The following is a 23,541-nucleotide window of genomic DNA, read 5'->3' as shown; positions in this document are numbered from 1 at the left end:
GACAAATTTCACGCCTATAAATTTTTATTTTTTAATATCCTACTTGAATTTATTACTGCTATTAATGTTACACCTACATCTCCAAATACAGCTTCCCACATATTAGCCATTCCTAAAGCACCAAATATTAATATTATAATTTTAACACCTAAAGCAAAGATTATATTTTGCCATACAATTTTATTTGTTTTCTTAGCTATTTTTATTGCTTTTATTATCTTACTTGGCTTATCATCCATTATTACCACATCTGCAGCTTCTATGGCTGCATCTGATCCAACTCCACCCATAGCTATTCCTATGTCTGCCCTAGCTAGTACAGGTGCATCGTTAATTCCATCTCCAACAAAAGCAACTTTTTTACCTTTACTCTTATCTTCAAAAATTTGCTCTAATTTTTCAACTTTATTTTGTGGTAATAAACTACAATATGCTTTGTCTAAGCCTAATTCTTTGGCAACACTATCTCCAACCTTCTCATTATCTCCAGTTAGCATAATTGTTTGCTTAACTCCTATTTCTTTTAATCCACTTATGGCTTCTTTAGAGTCCTCTTTTATTTCATCTGAAATAACTATATATCCTAGCTCACTCTTTTCATTTGCTAAATAAACAACAGTACCTATTTCATGAATTGGAGTAATTTTTATATTAAACATATCCATTAATTTTGAATTACCTGCTAAGAATGTTTCTCCATCAATGTCTACTTTTATTCCTTTTCCTGAAATTTCTTCATAATTTGAAATTAAGCCTTTGTTGATTTCCTCATTAAACTCACTTACTATAGATTTAGCAATTGGATGATTTGAGTAATATTCTGCATAAGCTCCTAATTTTAATAATTCTTCATTAGTTAACTTGCTTGTGCTCTCTGATTTTCTAACTTTAAATGTACCTTTTGTTAGTGTTCCCGTTTTATCAAAAACTATACTCTCTACATTATTTAGTGCCTCTAAATAGTTGCTTCCTTTTATTAAAATACCATTTTTAGAAGCTAAACCAATTCCAGCAAAATATCCAAGTGGTATTGATACTACTAAAGCACAAGGACATGAAACAACTAAGAATATTAAAGCTCTTGAAATCCATGGGGAAAAACTTTCTCCACTTATTACTAAAGGTGGAATAATTGCAAGGGCTAAGGCAGAGAATACAACTACTGGTGTATAATATCTTGCAAACTTAGTTATAAATTTCTCTGTTGGTGATTTTTTATTTCCTGCATTCTCAACTAAATCTAATATTTTAGAAACTGTAGATTCTCCAAAACTTTTTGTTACTTTTATTTTTAATAATCCACTTTTGTTTATTGATCCTGCTAATACATCATCTTTTGCCTCAACTTCTTTTGGTAAAGATTCTCCTGTTAATGCAGATACATCAAGAGTTGCCTCTCCTGATAAAACTACTCCATCTAGAGGAACTTTTTCTCCTGCTCTTACCACTATGATTGATCCAACATTAACGCTTTCTGGAGATACTCTTTTTTCCTCTCCATTAAGATCAATTAAATTTGCAAAGTCTGGTCTTATATTCATTAAATCAGATATTGATTTTCTTGATTTATTTACAGCATAGTCTTGGAACATTTCTCCTACTTCATAGAAAAGCATTACTGCTACCCCTTCTGGGAATTCTCCTATAGCAAAAGCTCCAATTGTGGCTATAGCCATCAAGAAGTTTTCATCAAATACTTGTCCTCTTAAAATATTCTTAAATGCCCTTAAAAGAACTTTTCCACCTGCTATAATATAAGCTACACCAAATATAATAAATTCATACATTTTATCTAAATTAACTATCATTCCTATTATAAATAAGGCTAAAGCTATTCCTAGTCTAAAAAGTTCCTTCTTTTCTATACCTGAATTTCCTCCATGACTATGTGAATGTCCATGTTCATGAGAATGTGAGTGACTCTCTACATTATTGTGTTTATGAGATTCTCCTTCTCCACAGCATCCATCATTACATGTATTAACTGAAGATTTTATTTTATTTTTATCCTTTAAAACTTTCACATCTGGCTCTAAATCTAAAACTATTTTTTCAACTTTCTCTTCTAATTCTTCTTCTGAAATCCCTTCTTTAGGAGTTATAAGTAAAAGTTTTGTTGAAAAATTAAGGACAGCTTCATCAACATCAGTAAGTTTATTAACTTTATCTTCAATTTTCCCAGCACAGTTTGCACAGTTTAAGCCGTCTAAATAAAGCTTTATATCTTTCATGTCTAAATACCTCCTTTACTCTAAAACGTGATTTAAACCTTCATTGAATATGTGTTTAACATGATCATCATCTAAAGAGTAATAAACTATCTTACCTTCTCTTCTAAACTTAACTAGCCTAGCTTGTTTTAAAACTCTCAATTGATGAGACACTGCTGATTGACTTACACCTAATAGTTCAGCCATATCACATACACACATTTCTCCTTCAAAAAGGGCACATAAAATTTTTATTCTTGTTGAATCTCCAAAAACTTTAAATATTTCTGCTAATTCATAAAGTACTTCTTCCTTTGGCAAATGTTCTTTTACCCTACTTAATATATCTTCATGGATATAAGAACAGTTACAACTTTCTATTTTATTATTATCCATATTCTTAACTCCTATTATTCATTTTTACATATGAGCATCTGTTCATATGTTCACTTTTATTATATGTCTCTTTTACAAAAAATGCAACTAAAAAAAGACCGCACCAAAAATTTTATTGATACAGCCTTTTTTCATTATTTATTTAAAAACATTTCTATCTTTTTTAATATGTCTTCTTCTCCAACTACAAGGAGATTATCATCTTTTTCAAACTTTAAATATGGTCCTGGAGATATTATAAGCTCTCCTTTTCTTCTTATGGCAACAATAGTAGCTTGTGTATTTTGCCAAAACTTAGACTCTGAAACACTCTTACCTATAAGAGTACAATCCTTTGGTAATTCTATTTCTATAGGTGTTAAAGGATTTGTATATCTAAGTCTGTTAGAGTAATCCACTATTTTATCTATCATTTCACCTATATTTTTTTCTATAGCCTTTTTTTCTTCCATTAAGGATTCTATATCATGTTTTAAAGATGTTACACTTTCAATTGAATGAAACCTATTTATGAAATTATAAGCATTATCTTTTGAAATAATTGTTACTCCGCTACCCTTGCTTGATGATACTACTTTCATGTCTTCTAATAATTTAACAGCTTTTCTAACTGTTTCTGGTGATACATTGTAACTACTTGCTAAAGTTGATCTACCATGCATCTTTTGTCCTACCTTTATGTCATTATTATATATTCTACCTGCAATATCTAAAGCAATTTGCTTATATATAGGTTCATTTACCTTACTCTCCATCTCATTTCCTTTCTATTATAAAAATTACTTTAATCAATATATATATAATTGATTTTAACATATTTTATCATCTAAAGGAAATATTTGTATTAAGCTATAGCTTCAGAATAGACTGCCTTTGTATTTCTAGCTATGCAATCACTTATATATTTAACTATACTTCTACATGCAAAGTATGCATATTGCATATCATTCTCATAACTTTCTCTTTTTCTATATAGCTTATGAGCTTCTTCTAAGAAAAACTTCACAGACATATTACCCCATATTTTAAAATCATCCTGTGATGGAGTATATGTTTTAGCAAAACTAGCTAACTCTTTTTCGTATTTAACATGTTTATTCATACTATGCTTAAATTCCCATCTTTCACTATGAGGAATACAGAAAAAATCACATATAAAGTGACATATAACTCCTAACTCCTGACTAAATCTACTAACTGAAAATTTCTTTTTAAAATCATACATACTAAGTGATGCTAATTTTTTTATCTTATTAACTATCATATCAAAAGATTCATCTAAATAATGCTTCTTTAATTTATATTTTGAAACCATATCAGGTTTTACATTTCCATATATAAAGTTTTTATCACTTATTTTAAAATCTACGTCAACATCTCTCAATATATTTTGTGCAATAAGAATATGAGTGTTCATTAACATAATTTATTACCTCTAATCTCTTTAAAAAAGTTTCTTATTAATATGATATTTCATATCAATTAAAAGTATATTACAAAAACAACTTAAATTTATTAATTAATTATTAATAAACGGTTTATTTATTGTATGAAATGCTTCCTCCTCTACAGTTTTAACCCAATTTACCTATTTAATTCTTAAAATTATTACATTTTAAAGATAATTATTATTTATATTCCAATTTTGCTTTTTTATATCGTAATGCTTAAGAGAAGATTTCTTTTAATATTTACTCTATTTAAAATAAATTTTAATTTTAATAAAACATTATAGATTTATATAAAAGTTCCTAAAATTAAAAAGCTAGGAATGAAAAACTTCAATTCCTAGCTTATAAAATACAAATTAATAATTATATTGTCCTACATTTTCACAAATTCTTATATCTAAAAGATCATCTGAAAGAGTTTTTTTGTATGAACATAAGAACTCATTTAATTCACTATCCTGAAGATCTATATTTTTAGGACTAGTTATAAGAACTTTATTATTTTCTAAAATTAACTCAATATCATTTTTTTCGTTTTTAATAAAATATGTAGTAACAGTAGATGTTTTTACTTTTCCCTTATACTTCTCTTGAAAACTCAAAGTTTTTCTTAAATTCTCATAATCTCCACCTTGAATTCCTAAGTTACTCATATCTATACCTAAGTTTTTCATTTGCCCTTCAATATCACCCATATCAAAGCCATATCTCTTAAGCATTTCTGTTTGAATATTTAAAAACTTTTCTTGAGAAATATTATTTTCATTCATATATTTAGTTATCTCTCTAGAAAGCTCCATCATACTCATTTTTCCTTGAGCTACTGAATAATATAAATCATAAATATATGACTCAAATTTATCTATATCTTTATCTCTTGCCTTATTTTTTAACTCATTAAAATCTACAATTCTATCACTCATAAAACAATACCTCCGTAAAGTTCAAACTTATATTATTACTATAATAACATAAAAATATCTTTATAACATATTTTAAGGATTAAAATTAGTTATATTTTAATTAAATTTAAATTTTAAATAATTTTATGTCTTTTTAACTAAATTATAGATATTAAAAGTAACTAAAAAGTCCTATATCATACACCTAAAGTATATGATATAGGACTTTTTTTACATAAGTTTATAAACTTATAGATATTCTTTAAATTCCTTCTTACCACTAATAGAATTTAATAGATGCTTAATCTCTTGGTCCCTACCTTTGTCCATGACCAAAATAACATCTCCTGCATCAACTAATACTAGATCTTTTATTCCAAATCCTATTATTAATTTTTCCTTTCCAAAAACGGAACAATTCTCACATTCCTCTAAAAAAACATTATCTGAAGTTCTATTATTTCCATTAGGTCCTAAAAATCTACTTAGAGCTGAGAAAGTACCTATATCATCCCAAGAAAAATCACATTTTATAACAAAGGATCTTCTTGTTTTTTGCATTACTCCAAAATCTATAGATATTCCATCAATTAAAGAATACTGCTCTTTTATTATTTCTTCCTCATCATCTTCTCCAATGTGTTGATATATCTCCATTAAACATTTATACATCTTAGGAATATATTTTTCAATTTCTCTCAATATAACATCAGTACTCTTAATAAAAGTGCAATGCAACAGCCAGTAATTGGAAACATAGAATTTAACTTATATCAAGAGAAATTAAAGCAATCAATGAAAGAAAAATATTATAAACTTGTAACTGATTATAATATTAGCGAAGAAGAATATATGGAAAATATAGATATATTTATATATGTTCATTATCCATTTACTTTAGATGAGGGGTATCTTTCTCCTAAACATTTTAAAACCTTTTGTGGGCTATTTATGATTCCTTACACACTAATAGCAGATGAATATTATTTATTTGTTTTAGGTGACTACGCAAATGATATTTTAAATATACGAAAAGCTTTCAAATACACTCAAAAAGATTTATCAAAAGAACTTAATATTAGTCCTGTTGATATTTATAAGTTCGAATCTTACTTAAAATATCCTACAAGATTACAATATAGAAAAATAAGCGAAATAATGTAGAAAGCTAGTGGCAAATGCCACTAGCTTTTATAATCTTTTCATCAATAAAATCTAAATTTAATAGATAATATTTTTATTTTAAATTTAGGTAATTAAATGGTTGTAGTATACTGCATCCATTTAATTGCCTAATAAATTTAACTTTTCTTATAAATTATCTCACACTTTTTTTTCAAATCATCAAAAGTTAAATTATTTATATCTTCTTTATTTTTTACGACACCAATAAAATTTATATTTTCCATTAAAGATGTATTAAAGCCTTTCATGTAAAACCTTAGTCTATCTCTTTCCAATATTGGAGTTGGTGCAGTTTCACCTACTCCATCTAATATTAAAATCATATTTTTATTTAATTCACTAACTACATTTATGAATTGACATAATTCACCTATATGCACCTTTCTATCTCCAGTTTTTGAATGTTCTATCCAAATAGCTTCATCATTATTTTTAAAATATAAATCTGGATTATAAAACTTGCTATTAAATTTTTCTTTTTTAAAATCGCTTATATCAAATTTTTCTTTGAATTCATTATCATTCATTTAGTTTCTCCCATTAAATATCCATTCGTATTCCATAATCTCTAAGCCACTCTTTTCTAACTTCATAATCACTCATTACTGAAGATAATAATTGCCAAAACTCATGAGAATGGTTCATATAATACATATGGCACATTTCATGGACAATTATATAGTCTAGAGCTGTTGATTTAGCCATTACACATCTCCAGTTAAATAGTAATTCGTCTTTACTTGTACAACTAGCCCATCTTTTCTTTTGTTCTTTAACTTTTATATCTGTTGGTTTCTTATTAAAAAATTTTTGATAGTATTTTATTCTTTTAGCAACTTGTTCCTCAGTTTTTTCTCTATACCATTCTTCCATAGCCTTTTTTATTATTTCATCATTTTTTTCCTTTACGTAGACATGAAACTTTCCTCTAAATAATTTTACAAATGAATTATTCTGTAAAGTTTTATCCACATGAATTTGTAATGAATAGTTTCTTCCTAGGTACATGAATGATTCGCCATTAACGAATTCTCTTTTAACTTTCTTCTCTTCTATATGTCTAAATTCAAAAAGCTTTTGTACTATCCAAGCTCCTTTTGACTTAACTATCTCCTTAATTTCATCTTCAGAAGTATTCATAGGAGCAACTACTAAAATATTTTTAGGTGGCTCCACTGAAACACTTATAGTTCTTCTATTTCTAAATTCAATTCTGAATTCTATTTCTTTTGTTCCAAATTGTATTTTACTTTTCATATTCTACCTCAGATTTTAATTATTCTGCTTAGAATTATATAATAATTAAACTATATTAAAATGTATCTTGGCTAAATTTAGAAGTGGTTCCATTAATTTTTCTCTAATATTTCTAGGAATTTTCTTAGCATATTTTCTAATTAGCATTAACTTTATTTCTCTTTCAACATTATTAGTTTTATACGGAGTTGTAACCCAATCAATTCCTGCATTTTCAGCAATTTCTTTAACTTCTTTAGCAATTTGCTTTGAAAGTTCTACTGTTTCATCCGATATATAGCAAGCTTTTTCTTCTTTGGCTATGAATTCTTCGCCACCATCTTCTAAGTATTTTTTTACTACTTTAAAGAACGCAAACTCTTTCTCATCTAGCCCTAAATCACTCGCTTCATTAGCAGCTCCATCTTCAACATGATTCTTAATAAACTTATTTAATCTTATTTTTCTTTCAATCCAATCATTTTTTGTTTCATCTAATATCTTTTGAAGTCTTTCCAATAGAGAAGCATAATAAACTGGATTTTCTTTTCTTCTAATATTAATTGTATGCTTAATTGCATGTTCCATAGCAGATGCTTGAGCTTCATCTGATTTTAGAGTGTTTATCTTCTCTTTAAAATCTTTTTCAAATAATGTTATTGGTTCAATCCAACTTCTAACTCCTAATGATTTTAAATGAGTTTCTATTATTTCTCTAACTTTTTCTCCACAATCAGCTATATCTATTGATTCACTTGGACTAAACTTAGCTTTAGCAGCCGCTCTAATATATGATAGCCATTTCAAATCATTTAATATTTCTGTATCAACATGTGATGGTAAAAGACTTTCCACTGCCCCCGAGAATTTTCTATACATTAATTCGAATTCAGCTCTTTTATCTTCTGGCTCAATTTTATTCACAAGAGCATCTAAATTATTTTTATCCACACCTCTAAACATAGACATTATAGATTCTCTATAAGATAACATTTCATTATATAAATCATCTAAAGATTCCATAGGTTTACCTAATTCTTCTTTATCAAATATAGCTAAAGCATCTTCTAAGTAATTTGAAATCCCATAATAATCTACTATATATCCACATTGCTTTGTAATATTTTCTTTTACTATTTCTCCATTTTCAAGTTGTCTCTCAACTTCTCTTGTTGATGTTCTATTAACCCTTGCAATAGCTTGAAGTAAAGTATGTTCTTTTAATGGTCTATCAAGATACATAACCTGTTCAATAGGTGCATCAAATCCTGTTAATAACATATCTTTAACTATTAAAAATGTTAACTTGTCCTTATTTATAGGTTTCTTAAATCTTTTTATTAACTTTTCTTGCTCTGATTTTGTAGTAAAATGCTTTTTTAAGTGAGGTTTATCATTATTATCTCCTGAGAATATTACTTGAGCTTCAAATCCTTCACCTAATATTTCTTTCATATGTCTATTTAAAGCATCATAATATTTTACACAAGCTTCTCTTGATACACATACAATCTGTGCTTTAAACCCATTAGGAAGTATTTGTTCTTTATAGTGTTTTAATAAATCTTTAGCAATTTCATCAATCCTATCTTCTGATTCAACAATAGTTTTTTTATTTGCATATTTTTGTTTAATAGCTTCTTTTTCTTCATCAGTTCTATCTGAAAAAGCTTCCTCAAATAATTCTTCTAAAGATTCTCCTATTACCTGTAAGTCTGGTCTTCTACCTTCATAAACAATCTTAACAGTAGCACCATCATCTACGGCTTGTTTAATAGAGTATTTATCTATATATCCTCCAAAAGTTCTTGGTGTTGATTTATCATCTTTATCTATTGGAGTACCTGTAAATCCAATAAAAACAGCATTAGGTAATGCCTTTCTCATATTAGCTGCGGTGTCCTTATATTGACTTCTATGAGCCTCATCAGCCAATACAATAATATTTTGTTTTGTGCTTAAAACAGGGTACTCAACAGCATATTTTTGAGTTAATTTTTCTCCATAAAGCATAACTTCCTTTTCTTCATTTTCACTTTGAAATTTCTGAATAGTAGTCATTATAATTTGTGGTTGAGGATTTGATAATAATTTTTTCATTTTATCAATTTTATCAGCTCTAACAGGAGTAGTTATTTTACCTAAAGTTCTTTCAAAAGTTCCTGCTATTTGCTTATCAAGGTCAATTCTATCTGTCACTACAACTATTGTAGAATCTGTTAATCCTTGTGTTCTCTTAATTTTTCTAGCTAAGAAAACCATAGTTAAAGATTTACCTGACCCCTGAGTATGCCAAACAACTCCTCCTCTTGAAATCTTATCTTTTCCATTTTTAATTTTTTTAAGAGCTTTGTTCACAGCTCTAAATTGTTGATATCTACAAACCTTTTTAATTACAACTCCATCTTCTGCCTCAAAAACTATGAAGTTTCTCATTAAATCTAAAAGATTTTTCTTTTCTAAAAATCCTTGTAAGAATATATTTTGTCCACAATTTCTATAATCTTCAACTTCTTCAAGCTTAAATGGATATGGGTCTTTCCATTCTAAATAGTAATTATAACTTGAACTTATAGTGCCAACATAAGCATTATATCTATTTAAAATTCCAGTAAAAAAATTAGTATAGAATAGCTTTGGAGCTCCTTCTCCTAAAGACTCATCTCTAGCATTCATATATCTTCTTAACTGTTCATAAGCTTGTTTCTTTCCAATACATTCATTATTTCCCTTTTCTAAAAAAGGAGATTTAGCTTCTAAAACAACTATTGGAATACCATTAATAAAAATAACTATGTCAGGAAATATAGACTTTCCAGAAAGAGTTTGAACTTCAAACTGCCTAACAACTAAAAAATCATTATTATCAACATCATCCCAATCTATAAAATGAACTGTCTGTGGCTTTTTCTGTCCGTTCCCAAACAAATCCTGTTCAACAGTAAAAGTTAAATCTACTAATGCATCATATATCTTTTCATTTATCTCTAACAAACCACTTCCTAGATTATCCGCCCTATAAATATGTCTAATTGCTCTATCTAAATTTTCTTCATTTATCCATGGATTTAACCTTCTTAAAGCCTCTCTTAATCTATCAACCAAAACAACATCAGATAAAGAATCTCTCTCCCCGCTTTCAGGAGTTAAATCTTTGCCATGAATAAAAGAATATTTTAAATTCTTTTCTAAATACTCAACAGCTGGTAATTCAACTAAAGTTTCTTCATTACCTAAGTATGCCATTTTCATCCTCCTTTAATGCTAAAATTATAAATCTTATTAATATATCTCTATAATTTTAGTCATAAATATCACTATAAAATTCATATTATATATTTGCTTATATAATGTAAACTTAATTTCTTGCTTTACGCGCAATATTTTTTCTTTCAGAATCATTCAAATCTAAAATTAAATGATATAAATTCATTGTTCTACATTTATCCTCTGGAATACTGTGTATACTCTTAATTAAATATTTATAATTTTCTCCAAATGGTAATTTAATAATATTTTTAATTTTAAATTCCTCATCATCTTTTTCCATTAAATTTTTAATAATATAATCATAAGCATCTCTAATAGTTTTTTTCTTGCTTATTGATATTGTAAATCCAAAATTAAAATTATAATTTAAATATCCAAGTACTTGTCCATACGCTTTACTAAATCCTTCTAAAAGCTTATTTTCCCCAATAGCAATATTAATATAATCCTCATCATTCTGATATATATATAAATCGGTTTCTCCTAACTTCTCTTTTGAATGTCCTATCTCTGCTTCTCTTTCTAACTCTAAACCATATTTACATTTTAATAACCTCTTATTCATTCTAAAAATTTCATTACTTATTTCAACTTCACTTTTCCCTTTAATTTCAATTATATGCTCACTCAATAAACTTAAAGAATTGTACAATTCCTTTATTATTAGTTCTTCAGACCATTTTGATATAACATTAGTATTAGTATTCGCTTCTTTTTTTCTTTCAATATATAATTCTCTTAAATCAGCTGACATAAAATCTACATATTCATCTAAGTCAACATGTAAAGCATCAGAAACTAGTTCAGGATACTTTATATATAAATTTACCATCGAATCTAATGAATCCTGTCTAAAGTCATAATCCCAAAAACAAAAATCAAGATAATTTTTAATATTATTTAATTGATTTAAAATCATATTATCTCCATCTTCATTTAAATAATATTTATTACCTATAATTTCATTTTTTAAGTTTTCTGGAAGCTTTAATGGAATATATTCTTCTTCATAATCACGTGTTTCAATCCACCATATTATTATATAATATAATGCATATTCATACTTTGGCTTTATATAATCCCTAATACTTCTTGAAATTATAAGTTCATATAATTCATCAATTATATCAATACACTTAGTCTTATTTCTTTTTATGAAGTCTCTCGGAAAAACATCTTCTAATATTTCCATTACCACATTTCCGTTATAATCATATAAATAATCTCTATATACTTCTACCATTACTCTTAAATTTTCATTAATATATTTTATAACTTCATTGTCAATATAACTTCTTTTGTCTTGAAATAAATTAATATCAATCATTCTATTCTCCTATAATTAATAATCCAAACGATATAAATATTTTTCCAGGTCTTAACTTATCCCACAATATAATATACTTTCTACTTTATGTGCTAAAAGATAAGGTTTTAGCCAGTTTGTTTCAACCTCATTTTTTTGCAATACTTCATTTATTATTAATAATTTTTCAATATCATTTTCATTCAATGTACCTATATATTTTGCAATTTCTTCTCCAATATAAAATCTGTTATGATTATATGCCAGCCTTACTAAAACATCCATAATATTTTCATATATATCAAAATCATCTATAATGTCTAATATTTTAATTGAAAATTCAGCTATTTTATCTGTAAAACTAAATGTATGTAAGGTATCTATATTCTTTATATAAGCTTCTATAATTTCATTAAATTCTGGTTTAAATTTACTATTCATAACCTGTAAAATAGTACTATCTAATTTCATGAAATTTTCTGTATATAGTTTATAATCATTTTGATTTTCTAATAATATTTCTATAATGTCTTTTATTATATTTTCATCTTTATTTTCTAAATATTTTTTATATAGTTCAGTAAAGTTTCTTTCTGAGCTTCTAAAACTTACATTTCCTACTTTAAGTAAATCAAACATCTTTCTCATTTCAGCTATATTGCTAAATCTTTTTTCTTTGTCATATTTTGTTGCTTTATTAATCAATAACTTAAATTTTGAATTTCCTAATTTTTCATTATCTATAGCTATTGGTAAATTAAATGTTATTATTTCATACAATATTTTTCCTAAAGAATATATATCTGCTCTCTCATCAACATTTTTAGCATCAGCTTCTTGATATTGCTCTGGTGCTGAGTAACATTCAGTTCCAACACTAACTCTAGTTTTTGTTAAGCTTGTAGTATCTCTATCTATAAACTTTCCCAGTCCAAAATCTCCTATTTTTAAACTTTCATTTTCAAATATAAATATATTTTGTGGTTTTAAATCTCTATGTATTACGCCTTCGTTATGTGCATATTCTACAGCATCTAATATTTTTTCAAAATAATAAGCTGCATTATCATCATCCATATTACCTAAATTATCTTTTCTATATTCTACTAATTCCTCAGAAAAATTTCTTATAGCTAATGGCATTGTATAATAAATTATATCCTCATCCTCATCAGTATTAAAATCTAATATAGGAACTATATTTTCATGATTTAACATATTATGAATTTTAATTTCTCTTTTAAACCTTTCTATGCTGACCCCTTTTATCTTAGATGCATCAAGAATTTTTATAGCTACTTCATTATCATTAAAAGTAGTAGCTTTTATAACTTTAGCAAATCCGCCATTTCCAATTGTTTCAATATATTTATAACCTTTTGGTAACATCAATCTTTCTGTTATCAAATTACTCCCTCCAACTCTATAAAGTTTATATATTAATAATAACATCATTGCATAAAATTTCAATTAATTATAATAATATACATTATTTCCACAAAAAAAATAAGAAGCAATATTCTAATTGCTTCTTTAAATAACATATAATCTAAATAACTCTTATTTTACCTGTTAACAATTGTTCCATTAATCCTTTTTTTAATTCTTCCAAACTTTCTTTTTTTATTTTATAGTTTTCAATTTTTCCATCTATCACTTCTAAAATTGAAACAATTCTTTTTTGTTCCAGTAATGTTGGTAATTGAACTAAATAGTTTTTTAATGCATCCATATCAATTCCCGTTTGTCCTGATGTTCTTTGTGATAAAGAATCTATTAAGTTGAATAATTTTTCATTTTTTAAGAAATAAAATAAATAATCCTTTATCATCTTTTCTTCATCTGGTATAGCTTTTATTAAAGCTACATTATATGCTCCATCTAATCCTCTTAATATTTGAAAAATTGGTGGTCCATACCTTCCTATCATTACATCATTTTTATCACAAAATTTCCTACATAAATCCTTAGGAGCATAAATTTTAAAATTATCTGTTTTATAATCTCTAATTTGTATTAATCTCACCATTCCATCAGAATAGTCATTAGAAAAATATTTTTTAGGTGGTTGACTTCCACCTTCAAACTTAACAATATCACCTAATTTAAATAATTTCCAATTATTGGGTATTACCCCAATTTCCGTTTCTTTAAATTCCTTATGTCCTATTCCTTTTGTTAATAATTGTTGCATTAATCCTTTTTTAAGGTCTTCATTTTTTTGTATTAATTTTTCTGTATTATCTATTTGTTTATCTACAGTTGAAAGTATTTCTGCTATTTTTTCTTGTTCTTTTAATGATGGAGTAATTACTTTTATGTTATTTAAATTATTAACACTAAGACTAGGAACACCTGTAGCCTCATTATATTTTTTTAAATCTATATTATTTAGATAATAATATATCCACTTTACATTATTCTCATTATTTATTTTAGTATAAAATAAAGTATCTACAGTCCAAAAAGGCTCTTCTATATACATGGGTTTATCAATAGTACCTTTTCTCCCTATTAATACAGATGGCTTATTCCACAAATATTCATTTGTATATCCTATTACACCACCAGTACCTAGAATTTTATATATACCATTCTCAGTTTCTACTTCTTTTTGAGATTTACCATAACAAATTTCTAATATATTTTTCAATTTATTAACTTTCCATCCACTAGGTATCTCTCCTAACTCAGTCATTTTATATCCTTCTCTTGCTTCTTTTTTCACTTCTCAACTCACCACCTTACAGAACATCAAATCCTAATTCTTTTAGGTATCCATTAAGTTTCTCTTTTGTTTTCTCTTCTTCTTTTTCTAATTCTTTTATTTCATTTATTACTTTTTGTATGTCTACTGGTTCTTCTTCTTCAGTTGTGTCTACATATCTGCTTATGTTTAAATTATAGTCATTTTCTTTTATTGTTTCTAAATCTATTACATTTGCATATTTTTCTACATCTTCAAACTTATCAAATGCAGTTATTATTTTTTCTATGTCTTCTTCTCTTAATTTATTTTTGTTTCCTTCTTTTACAAAATCATTACTTCCATCTATAAATAATATTTTATTTTTTCTTTCTTCTGATTTTGCCTTATTAAGTACTAATATAGCTGCTGGTATTCCTGTTCCATAGAATAAGTTTTGTGGAAGCCCTATTACCGCCTCTATTAAATCATCTTCTATGAATCCTTTTCTTATCTTACCTTCAGCTGACCCTCTAAATAAAACTCCATGAGGAACTACTGATGCCATTTTACCTTTCATATTTAAACTTGCTAACATGTGTTCAACAAAAGCTAAATCTCCATATGATTTTGGTGGAATTCCATAAGTAAATCTATGAAAAGCATCATGTGAAGCTTCTTCTGCTCCCCAGTTTTTAAGTGAGAATGGTGGGTTTGCTAATACCTTATCAAATACCTTTAATGTTCCACCTTCTGTATGTTTTGGTTCTCTTATAGTATCACCTTTTTGAATATCTGCTCCCTTTGCCCCATGAAATAGCATATTCATTTTACAAATTGCCCAAGTTGAAAGGTTTATTTCTTGACCAAATAAACTTAAGTTCTTAGGATTTCCACCATGCTTTTTAACATACTCTATACTTTGAATAAGCATACCACCTGAACCACAAGTTGGGTCATATATTCTATCCCCTTCTTGTGGTTTTAAAATATTTGTAATAACCTTAACAACTTCAGTAGGAGTATAGAATTCTCCCCCTTTTTTACCACCTTGGTCTGCAAATTGTTTTATTAAATACTGATAAGCATCCCCTAGAATATCTTCTGATTCTAAGTTTGAGTTTGCTAAGTTTACTGTACTAAATAAAACTAAAAGTTGTGCTAATTTTTTATCTGGCACTTTTTCCTTATCATTGTAGTTAGTTGTGCTTAAAACTCCCACAAGTTCTGAGTTTTTAGGTTCGTCTTCTAAAGCTTTAAATGCTTTATCTAATTCTGGTCCTATGTTTAAAGTTAAATTTCTAAGTTTTTCCCATCTTGCTTGCTCTGGAACAAAGAAAGTCTCATAAATACTAGGGTCTTCTAAAAGTTCTCTTACCTCCTCTTTATCTAATCCATCTTCTAAAAACTCTTTTCTTCTCTCTTCTCTTTCTTCATCAAACTCATCATTTAATCTTTTTAAAAATAACATTCCAAATATATAATCTTTGTACTCAGCAGCTGATAATTCTCCTCTAAGAATATCAGCACATTGCCAAAGTGTTGATTCTAATTCTTGTAGTGTAAGCTTTGCCATAAATTAATCTCCTTTATTTGTAATCTTATATTAATTTTATCATAATAATATTAAATATTGTTTTAATAGACATAACAATTTTAAACATTTATGTTTTTATATACTATTTATTAAACACTAAACATATATATTATAGATATTACTATTATAAAGGAAAGTTTAATGAGTAAAAATCCATATCTTGATTCAGTAATAAAATATTTAAAATACAAAAAGTTTTCAGAAATTATTAATTTAAAACCAAATGAAATAAACAAATTTATTAGAGAAAATAAATCTGATATTATTTCATCTTTAAATTTATCTGAAGATAACTTTAATTCTTGTAGAAGCTATATATCTATTTGCTTAAAAGCCATAATAATTATAAATTTTCTTTCAAATGAAGAAGTTAATATATACAATAAATTGTTAAATTGTAAAAGCACTAAAGAAGTAACCTATTTATTAAGAGACAAAATAGAACTTCCTTTCTATCTTTCTGATAATATTTCTATGCAAATTAAAAAGGAAATTAATTCAATAAAAGAATCGAAAACACCAAACATTTACAACAAAGAAAACTTAGAAGAAGTAAAACTTGAACAAACTACTCTTGAAACTTTTAAAGAAAAGAAAAAGCTTAATATAGATTCACTCATCACTTTAATAAAAAATGATAACTCTCTAAATAAAAAATTAACTAATTGTACTGACAAAGAAATTTATTCTTTGATAAAAGAAAATTTCAATGAAACCTATGAAATTTCTGATGAATTAATCGATGAATATATTGATATTAAAAACTCTTCTGAATCTATAGAAATTGATGAAACTATCAATATTGAGAAAGTTAATTTAATCAACAAAGAGCTTACAGACCGATTAGCTGTTCTTCAAGAAAACTTTAATCAAGTCTCTTTAGAAAATCAAAACCTACTTAATGAAAAAGAATCTTTTCTTGCTGAAATAGACCGTCTTAATAAGGATATAGATAAATATAAAAACAAGGCAGAAAATCAAAAAGTTGAAAACTTAATTTCAATGAAATTAAACACTTTTAATTCTTTATTAAATAGTAATTCTCCTGAAAGACAAATAACTATAAAGGATTTTATTCTAGTTAACATATCTAAGTTTATTGATAAACATAATCTAATTAAGACTGAAAATCTAATATCACAAAATCGTGATTTGTACTCAGAAATGGTCCAAATATGCTTATTATCTTTTATGCATGAAAATTTACTTTTTTAAGTTATACAATTCATAATACTTGTCCATAATGTAAATGTATATTTGTTGTGGGGAGTGTATTTAATGAGTAAATTAATAAATAATGCTGGAAATTTAATAAGGTCAAAACGTAAAGAAAAAGGCTATTCTACTCAAGAATTAGCCAAACTCTTAAATGTATCGCCAGGTTTAATAAATAACATAGAAAATGGTAAGACAGATACCTTTAACTTAGAATTACTTCATAAAATCAGCGATATTTTAAACATATCATCTTCTCATATAATTTCTGATAATATTAAAGATATAACTTTAGAAAACATAAATATATCTCTATCTTTTGTACCTTTACTAAAATCATTAAATTTAATATCCAATAATCCTAATTGGGATTCTAAAAAAATTCAATTATTACTAGACAAGCTACTTGATGATATAAATTTTTACAACAAAATACTTTCAAATTAAGTAAGTAATTATATATAAAATTACTTACTTTTTTTATTTTAAGAAATTTATATAAAATATTGAATTTTTTATATAATTTATTGAATACTTTAGGTAAATTTGTCAAGAATTCTATTTGAGATGACAAATACAGTGAAATTTTTACTTATTATTAACCTAATACCCATTATAAAAAATCAAATATACTTTTAAAAAAAGAGGTGATATAAATTGACTATCCAAAAAAATGATAAATTTAAAGTGAAAATATCATATATAGACAAATCATCAACCTGGAATAAGTTAAATAATTTTCTAATATCATATATTATAGAGAATTATGATATTATGGAGGATTTAAAGAATGGAGAATCTAAAAATGTTAAATAAAGTTATAAATGATTCACAAAATTATGCTGTTATATATGCAAGAATATCTTCTAAAAATGAAAACAACTCTATAAATGCACAAATTAAACTTGGAGAAGATGTTATAAATAAAAACAACCTACTACTTTATGACACTTATATAGATAAAATATCTGGAAAAACCACATCTCCTAAAGAAAGAAAAGGATTTTCTAGACTTTTAGAAGATGCTAAAGCAGGTTTATTTAAGACAATAATTATATACAGACTAGATAGATTAGTTAGAAGATATGATGATTGGATTGAAACAAAAAAAATCCTTAATAAACTAGGCATTAAAATATTGTTTTCTGATACAAACCAAGCATTATTAGAGAATTCTCCACAATCTGAATTCTTTCAAAACTTTTCTGTAATGATAGCAGAAATGGAGCCAGATACAATAAGCTTACGCGCAAGTCAAGGTAGAATATTTAGAAGAAAGAGCGGTGCATATACTTCTCCTAAAGCTCCATTTGGATATATAAAACAAGAATCTAATGACAGAAGAAAATCAAAATCTATATTTATTCAAGAGCCTATAAAATTAGCATTTATTAAATATATATTTTTTGTTTTTCACCGTTTAATTATTGAAGAAAAAAGAAGTGATAGTTCTAACCCCCAAGCTTCTATTAATACACTCTATAATTCACTACAAAATACATTGGAGTATATAGAAGCAAATATTAATTTAAGAGATATTCCTCTTAAAAACAATACTAAATATGCATCTTTAGAAGCCGAACTTTTTGGTGTAATTAATAAATATATTGAAAACACTGATTTAAAATCTGTCAAAAAAGAAATAAGTGAAGTTAAATTTTATTATTTATTTTCTAAAGGAAATACTACTAAAAAAAATTCTGCTTATTTAAGTGCCTGTTTAAGAAACCCTGTATATGCAGGTTGTATTTTACTAGACTCTAATCATCCCTTCAAAGGTTTGTCATACTCAACTGATGAAAAGACTGGCATTACTAGTTTTAAAGAGCGTTTGGATTCTGAAGCCTTTGTTAATACAAACAATTTAGTAGGCATAATTCCTTCATCTATTTTTAAAACAGTATATTCTTATTTAACTTATAAAAGTTTAATTAAAATTGATAGAACTCCTAACTTTTTGCTTAAAGGAAGCCTAATATGTTCTAAATGTAATAAAAAGCTAAAATTAATTGATGATAACTATCTATCATGCAAAGGAACTAGATGTCATCCATTCCTAAAATATGACTTATTAAAATTTATTATTGATAAAATTATAGATAATTGTTTATCTATAAGTCAAACACCACTAGAACAATTTATTAATAAACTCTCTAGGAAGATTGAAATTAAAAATCAAAATATTAAATATCAAACTTTAAATAAATATGAAGCTATTTATAACTATCTATCTTCAAACGATTCATCTTATGTTGATAAGATACATCAAAAGGATATTGCAATAAAATCCTATGTTAGTTCATGTAATAAATATAGAACTAAGCTTTCTTATTTAAATCAATTATTTGATGAAGTTAACAAAATAAATAAAAAGTGTAGTTCTAAACCTCAATTAGAAAATAATAGTGTTCTATTAAAACAAGTAAAAGAAAAGATAGTTAATCATATTATGAATAATGAAGAATTTTTTATTCCTATATTTAGTGAAATTATTAAAGAAATAAAGGTGGATATTAACTATGAACAATCTCCAATTGAAGGAAAGCTCAATATCAGATATGAATTCACTCCCTAAAAATATAGCTATATATACTAGAGTATCTACTGAAAAGCAAGATAGCAATAACTCTAAAGCTAATCAACTTGAAAGTATAAAACAGTATATAAACAATCAAGGATGGAGTGATGTTCCCTATGAAATATATTCTGATACTCAATCTGCTTCAATAACATCTAATTCTCTTAATATGTATAATGATTCAGATACAATGAATCCTAGCATATTTTTAAGAGATGGATTAAGACGATTAATTTATGATGCTAACTATAAAAAATTTGATAAATTAATAGTTTATTCTCATGATAGGTTATCTCGTGATATATATGAGGGCTTATTAATTAAACATACTTTAAAAAAACTAAACATCGATATATTATATTCTAAAGCTGGTGAACAGATAAATTCTGAAAACCAATCTATTAATAACTTTTTTGAAAATATGCTAAGTAATATAGCAGCTCTTGAATCTAGTATTATTGGTGGAAGGGTACTTATTGGAAATAGACATAATATATTAAATAACATATGGGCTGGAGGTCCAGCCCCCTATGGTTATAAATTAATTGCTCTGCCATCTAACCGTAAAAAAAGTAAACTTTCAATATATGCTCCAGAAGCTAGAGTCGTTAAGAAAATTTTTGAATTATATACAACAGGGTACACCCCTAAAGATATAGTTCAATTTATTAAATCAGAATATAGCTACAATAAAGATAGACTTTGGACAATAAATAGTATTAAAAGTATATTAAATAATCCAGTATATACAGGAACTATGGTTTGGAATAAAAAAGGTGGTAAAAGAAATCCAAGAAAACATCCAATTGATGAATATGTTTATTCTAAGTTTGATGAAAACATAAGAATAATAGATGAAAAGTTGTGGAAAAAATCTTTAAACATACGAAAGCTTCAAGATGAGAACCCTAAATTTTTATCAACAGCCTTTTTACTTCAAGGAATGCTTGTGTGTAAAAGTTGTGGAAATTATTTAACTAGTAAAAATCATGGAAATTCATCTGGTAGAGTCTACTTTTGCTCTCATAATAAAGATAAATTTTCTAAAAAAATAAATGCTCCAACAATTACAATGAAAGCATCACTAATTCACAATATTGTTTTTAAAGAACTACTAAATCTTTATAAATCAATATTAAGTATTCCTGCATTTTTTGATGAGTTTTATTCTAACTATTTAAATAAATTAAAAGAAAAAAATAACAACCTATTAGTTCAGAAAGATGAAATTGAAAGTAATATAAACCATTGTGATGATATATTAATGAAATGCTCATCTGAAATTTCAAGATTGCTAGAACTAACTAATGTTATGAGTAAAGATATTGCTGATATTGACTATCATGAAAAAAATTTATTGTTACTTGATTCAATTAAAGAATTTAAAACTAGCCTTATTTTATCTAAGTCTCAATTAAACGATGATTTAAATAAAATAAATAGAAAGCTTTCAAAATCTATACCTAGTAAAGCTTGTTTTAAAGACTATGTAGTAAACACTTTAAATCCTATTGAAGATATACTTAGCCAAGAAAATTCAAAGATTAAAAACAGATGTTTAAGGCTATTGCTACATGAAATTATTGATAAAATAATAATTTCTGAAACATTTGAAATAGAAATAATATTTAAATAGTCACTATTATTTTTCCCAAATTAAATGAATATATATTAAAAGTATATCACTATATTTTGGGGGAAAAATGGCTAATCAACATGATAAAGTACAATTGTTTATAGCCGAAGATTCCATTGAAGATGAATCTTTACTTATAAAAAAGCTTAGTATTGCAACCATTGATTCAATTAAAGATATTCTTCCTAAAGATATTGAAACAATGAACTGTTTAATTAATAAAGTAAAATCTGATATATGAGGAGGTATTTAGTTGAAAACTGCTGCAATTTATGCTCGTCGTTCAAAAGTTGTTGAAACTGGTGATTCTATAGAAAATCAAATTCAACTTTGCACTAATTACCTTAAAAATATAGGTATAAATAATACTCTTATCTATTCAGATGAAGGCTTTTCTGGTAAAAACACAGAAAGACCTGGATTTGTTAGATTAATGAACGATGCCAAGCAAAAGAAATTTGATACTCTTGTATGTTATAAAGTTGATAGACTTAGTCGTAATATTGGTGATTTCTCAAATCTAATAAATGAACTTGAAAAAAATGAAATTTCATTTATATCAGTAATAGAACAATTTGATACTAGAGCTGCAATGGGCAAAGCCATGATGTATATTTGCTCCGTATTTAGTCAACTTGAAAGAGAAACTATATCTCAAAGGGTTTGTGATAACATGTACTCTCTTGCTACAAATGGATATTGGCTAGGTGGTGAATTTCCATTTGGTTTCAGTAGCTCTAGAAAAAATTTTACTGATTCTTCTGGTAAGAATAGAAGTTACTCTGAGTTAATACCAATTGAAAAAGAAATAAATTTAGTTAAATTAATATTTAATAAATATATTGAATTAGGTAGCCTTTCTCAAGTTGAAAAATATCTACTTCAAAATAACATTAAAACTCGCCGAGGAAAAGATTGGAGTAAGGCAAGCATAAAAAATATTATTTCTAATCCTGTATATGTTAAGGCAAATGATAAAACAATAGAGTATTTTAAGTCCCAAGGAATAAAAACATATGGTGAACCTGATGACATACACGGCATATTAATTTATAAAAAACGAAAAGGTAAAAGTGGAAAAATACGTAATCCAGATGAATGGATTTATGCCGTATCTACTCATGAAGGAATTATTGATTCAGATTCTTGGTTAGAAGTACAAAAAATAGCTGAGATTAATAAATATAAAGCTCCTGCTTTAGGTAGTAGTCATAAAGCTTTACTAAGTGGAATAATTCGCTGTGCACAATGTGGAAGCTCTATGAGAGTATCATATGGGGTTCCAAATAAACTAACTAAAAAAAGAAAGCATTACTATATGTGTACTTTAAAACACAATTCAGGAAAAGTAAGGTGTGCAAGTAAAAATGTTGACGGTCCAGAAGTTGATAAATTAGTAATTAATAAGTTAAAAGAACTGTCTTTAGATAAAAGCTATCTAGTTCAAAGATTAAAAGATTATAAAGAGTCTTTTGCTACTTCATCAGAAAATATTTTATCTAAAAATATTCAAAATGAAATATCTAAAAATAAAGAGCAAATAGATAACTTAGTAAATAATATTACTCTTACAGAAGACCCTCAACTTGTTCAAATATTACTTGATAAATTAACAAAATTAAAAAGTAAAAGTGTAGAGCTAACAAATTCATTAAATAAATTAAATGATGAATTAGCCAAACAAGATATTTTGATAAATAACTGTGATAATATCATACAAAAATTAAAAAACTTATCAACTCTAATTGATGATTTAGACGTTCCACAAAAAAGAAGTTTATTATCATCAGTAATTGATAAAGTTTTTGTTGATGGTGATACTGGAGCAGTAAAAATAAAATTTAAAACAAAATAAAAGCCTGTAGTTATTAAC

The 23,541-nt window shown here is 26.2% G+C and carries 19 protein-coding genes and 1 pseudogene; 7 read left to right on the top strand and 13 right to left on the bottom strand.

Annotated elements, in window-relative coordinates:
- Positions 1–14 precede the first annotated feature (14 nt).
- The 6 genes and pseudogenes from I6G60_RS03685 to I6G60_RS03660 form a co-directional block, all read right to left on the bottom strand.
- Positions 15–2,231, bottom strand: coding sequence for a heavy metal translocating P-type ATPase (locus I6G60_RS03685; protein ID WP_011591103.1), 2,217 nt, complete (start codon positions 2,229–2,231; stop codon positions 15–17).
- Between the two features lie 15 nt (positions 2,232–2,246).
- Positions 2,247–2,606, bottom strand: a complete 360-nt coding sequence (locus tag I6G60_RS03680) for an ArsR/SmtB family transcription factor (protein ID WP_003454170.1) — start codon at positions 2,604–2,606, stop codon at positions 2,247–2,249.
- 134 nt (positions 2,607–2,740) lie between these two features.
- Complete coding sequence (locus I6G60_RS03675; protein WP_197925596.1) at positions 2,741–3,361, bottom strand: TrkA C-terminal domain-containing protein; 621 nt, start codon at positions 3,359–3,361, stop codon at positions 2,741–2,743.
- Positions 3,362–3,450: 89 nt separating this feature from the next.
- On the bottom strand, positions 3,451–4,029 hold the full coding sequence (locus I6G60_RS03670) for a zinc dependent phospholipase C family protein (protein ID WP_003457835.1): 579 nt from the start codon (positions 4,027–4,029) through the stop codon (positions 3,451–3,453).
- 384 nt (positions 4,030–4,413) lie between these two features.
- Positions 4,414–4,980 (bottom strand): DUF3867 domain-containing protein, encoded by a 567-nt coding sequence (locus I6G60_RS03665; protein ID WP_003454445.1) that lies wholly within the window; start codon positions 4,978–4,980, stop codon positions 4,414–4,416.
- Between the two features lie 228 nt (positions 4,981–5,208).
- A pseudogene (locus I6G60_RS03660) lies at positions 5,209–5,685 on the bottom strand (mannose-1-phosphate guanylyltransferase); the annotation flags it as partial.
- A gap of 6 nt (positions 5,686–5,691) precedes the next feature.
- On the opposite strand from I6G60_RS03660, the gene I6G60_RS03655 reads away from it, so the two are divergent.
- Positions 5,692–6,123: a helix-turn-helix domain-containing protein gene (locus I6G60_RS03655; protein WP_011591106.1), complete on the top strand. Its 432-nt coding sequence runs from the start codon at positions 5,692–5,694 to the stop codon at positions 6,121–6,123.
- Positions 6,124–6,260: 137 nt separating this feature from the next.
- Here I6G60_RS03655 and I6G60_RS03650 read toward each other — a convergent pair whose 3' ends face one another.
- The 7 genes from I6G60_RS03650 to I6G60_RS03620 form a co-directional block, all read right to left on the bottom strand.
- Positions 6,261–6,671 carry a hypothetical protein gene (locus I6G60_RS03650; protein WP_124229250.1) on the bottom strand — a complete coding sequence of 137 codons (411 nt, stop codon included), beginning with the start codon at positions 6,669–6,671 and terminating at the stop codon, positions 6,261–6,263.
- Positions 6,672–6,684: 13 nt separating this feature from the next.
- Positions 6,685–7,401 (bottom strand): M48 family metallopeptidase, encoded by a 717-nt coding sequence (locus I6G60_RS03645; RefSeq protein ID WP_197925595.1) that lies wholly within the window; start codon positions 7,399–7,401, stop codon positions 6,685–6,687.
- A 45-nt stretch (positions 7,402–7,446) separates the two neighbouring features.
- A complete protein-coding gene (locus tag I6G60_RS03640; protein WP_197925593.1) occupies positions 7,447–10,626 on the bottom strand; it encodes a type I restriction endonuclease subunit R in 3,180 nt (1,059 codons plus the stop codon).
- Positions 10,627–10,738: 112 nt separating this feature from the next.
- Positions 10,739–11,977: a hypothetical protein gene (locus I6G60_RS03635; protein WP_197925591.1), complete on the bottom strand. Its 1,239-nt coding sequence runs from the start codon at positions 11,975–11,977 to the stop codon at positions 10,739–10,741.
- Between the two features lie 51 nt (positions 11,978–12,028).
- The gene (locus tag I6G60_RS03630) at positions 12,029–13,363 is read right to left on the bottom strand and encodes a serine/threonine-protein kinase (protein WP_197925589.1); all 1,335 of its coding nucleotides are present in this window, start codon (positions 13,361–13,363) and stop codon (positions 12,029–12,031) included.
- A 142-nt stretch (positions 13,364–13,505) separates the two neighbouring features.
- The gene (locus I6G60_RS03625; RefSeq protein WP_197925587.1) at positions 13,506–14,684 is read right to left on the bottom strand and encodes a restriction endonuclease subunit S; all 1,179 of its coding nucleotides are present in this window, start codon (positions 14,682–14,684) and stop codon (positions 13,506–13,508) included.
- A 16-nt stretch (positions 14,685–14,700) separates the two neighbouring features.
- Positions 14,701–16,218 (bottom strand): type I restriction-modification system subunit M, encoded by a 1,518-nt coding sequence (locus I6G60_RS03620; protein WP_197925586.1) that lies wholly within the window; start codon positions 16,216–16,218, stop codon positions 14,701–14,703.
- Between the two features lie 162 nt (positions 16,219–16,380).
- Here I6G60_RS03620 and I6G60_RS03615 point away from each other — a divergent pair, with 162 nt between their 5' ends.
- From I6G60_RS03615 to I6G60_RS03590, 6 genes are all read left to right on the top strand, one after another.
- Complete coding sequence (locus I6G60_RS03615) at positions 16,381–17,454, top strand: coiled-coil domain-containing protein (protein ID WP_197925584.1); 1,074 nt, start codon at positions 16,381–16,383, stop codon at positions 17,452–17,454.
- 63 nt (positions 17,455–17,517) lie between these two features.
- Entirely contained in the window at positions 17,518–17,901 is a 384-nt protein-coding gene (locus I6G60_RS03610) for a helix-turn-helix domain-containing protein (RefSeq protein WP_197925582.1), read from the top strand.
- A gap of 343 nt (positions 17,902–18,244) precedes the next feature.
- Complete coding sequence (locus tag I6G60_RS03605; RefSeq protein ID WP_197925580.1) at positions 18,245–20,029, top strand: recombinase family protein; 1,785 nt, start codon at positions 18,245–18,247, stop codon at positions 20,027–20,029.
- Positions 19,974–21,668 (top strand): recombinase family protein, encoded by a 1,695-nt coding sequence (locus tag I6G60_RS03600; RefSeq protein ID WP_197925578.1) that lies wholly within the window; start codon positions 19,974–19,976, stop codon positions 21,666–21,668. Before I6G60_RS03605 ends, I6G60_RS03600 begins: the two co-directional genes overlap by 56 nt.
- A gap of 67 nt (positions 21,669–21,735) precedes the next feature.
- Positions 21,736–21,909 carry a hypothetical protein gene (locus tag I6G60_RS03595; RefSeq protein ID WP_011591118.1) on the top strand — a complete coding sequence of 58 codons (174 nt, stop codon included), beginning with the start codon at positions 21,736–21,738 and terminating at the stop codon, positions 21,907–21,909.
- A gap of 12 nt (positions 21,910–21,921) precedes the next feature.
- Entirely contained in the window at positions 21,922–23,523 is a 1,602-nt protein-coding gene (locus I6G60_RS03590; protein WP_164786227.1) for a recombinase family protein, read from the top strand.
- Positions 23,524–23,541: the final 18 nt, after the last annotated feature.

Origin of the sequence: Clostridium perfringens (assembly GCF_016027375.1) — a bacterium.
Classification (GTDB): domain Bacteria; phylum Bacillota; class Clostridia; order Clostridiales; family Clostridiaceae; genus Sarcina; species Sarcina perfringens.
The sequence above is the reverse complement of the archived record's forward strand: the minus strand, read 5'-3'. Positions and strand labels throughout refer to the sequence as shown.

Excerpts from the sequence above, each read along its gene's own strand:
- I6G60_RS03655 (WP_011591106.1), top strand. The coding sequence starts at position 5,692 with ATGCAACAGCCAGTAATTGGAAACATAGAATTTAACTTATATCAAGAG.
- I6G60_RS03640 (WP_197925593.1), bottom strand. The coding sequence starts at position 10,626 with ATGGCATACTTAGGTAATGAAGAAACTTTAGTTGAATTACCAGCTGTT.
- I6G60_RS03620 (WP_197925586.1), bottom strand. The coding sequence starts at position 16,218 with ATGGCAAAGCTTACACTACAAGAATTAGAATCAACACTTTGGCAATGT.
- I6G60_RS03645 (WP_197925595.1), bottom strand. The coding sequence starts at position 7,401 with ATGAAAAGTAAAATACAATTTGGAACAAAAGAAATAGAATTCAGAATT.
- I6G60_RS03605 (WP_197925580.1), top strand. The coding sequence starts at position 18,245 with ATGGAGAATCTAAAAATGTTAAATAAAGTTATAAATGATTCACAAAAT.
- I6G60_RS03685 (WP_011591103.1), bottom strand. The coding sequence starts at position 2,231 with ATGAAAGATATAAAGCTTTATTTAGACGGCTTAAACTGTGCAAACTGT.
- I6G60_RS03635 (WP_197925591.1), bottom strand. The coding sequence starts at position 11,977 with ATGATTGATATTAATTTATTTCAAGACAAAAGAAGTTATATTGACAAT.
- I6G60_RS03650 (WP_124229250.1), bottom strand. The coding sequence starts at position 6,671 with ATGAATGATAATGAATTCAAAGAAAAATTTGATATAAGCGATTTTAAA.
- I6G60_RS03665 (WP_003454445.1), bottom strand. The coding sequence starts at position 4,980 with ATGAGTGATAGAATTGTAGATTTTAATGAGTTAAAAAATAAGGCAAGA.
- I6G60_RS03615 (WP_197925584.1), top strand. The coding sequence starts at position 16,381 with ATGAGTAAAAATCCATATCTTGATTCAGTAATAAAATATTTAAAATAC.
- I6G60_RS03670 (WP_003457835.1), bottom strand. The coding sequence starts at position 4,029 with ATGTTAATGAACACTCATATTCTTATTGCACAAAATATATTGAGAGAT.
- I6G60_RS03610 (WP_197925582.1), top strand. The coding sequence starts at position 17,518 with ATGAGTAAATTAATAAATAATGCTGGAAATTTAATAAGGTCAAAACGT.
- I6G60_RS03595 (WP_011591118.1), top strand. The coding sequence starts at position 21,736 with ATGGCTAATCAACATGATAAAGTACAATTGTTTATAGCCGAAGATTCC.
- I6G60_RS03600 (WP_197925578.1), top strand. The coding sequence starts at position 19,974 with ATGAACAATCTCCAATTGAAGGAAAGCTCAATATCAGATATGAATTCA.
- I6G60_RS03675 (WP_197925596.1), bottom strand. The coding sequence starts at position 3,361 with ATGGAGAGTAAGGTAAATGAACCTATATATAAGCAAATTGCTTTAGAT.
- I6G60_RS03680 (WP_003454170.1), bottom strand. The coding sequence starts at position 2,606 with ATGGATAATAATAAAATAGAAAGTTGTAACTGTTCTTATATCCATGAA.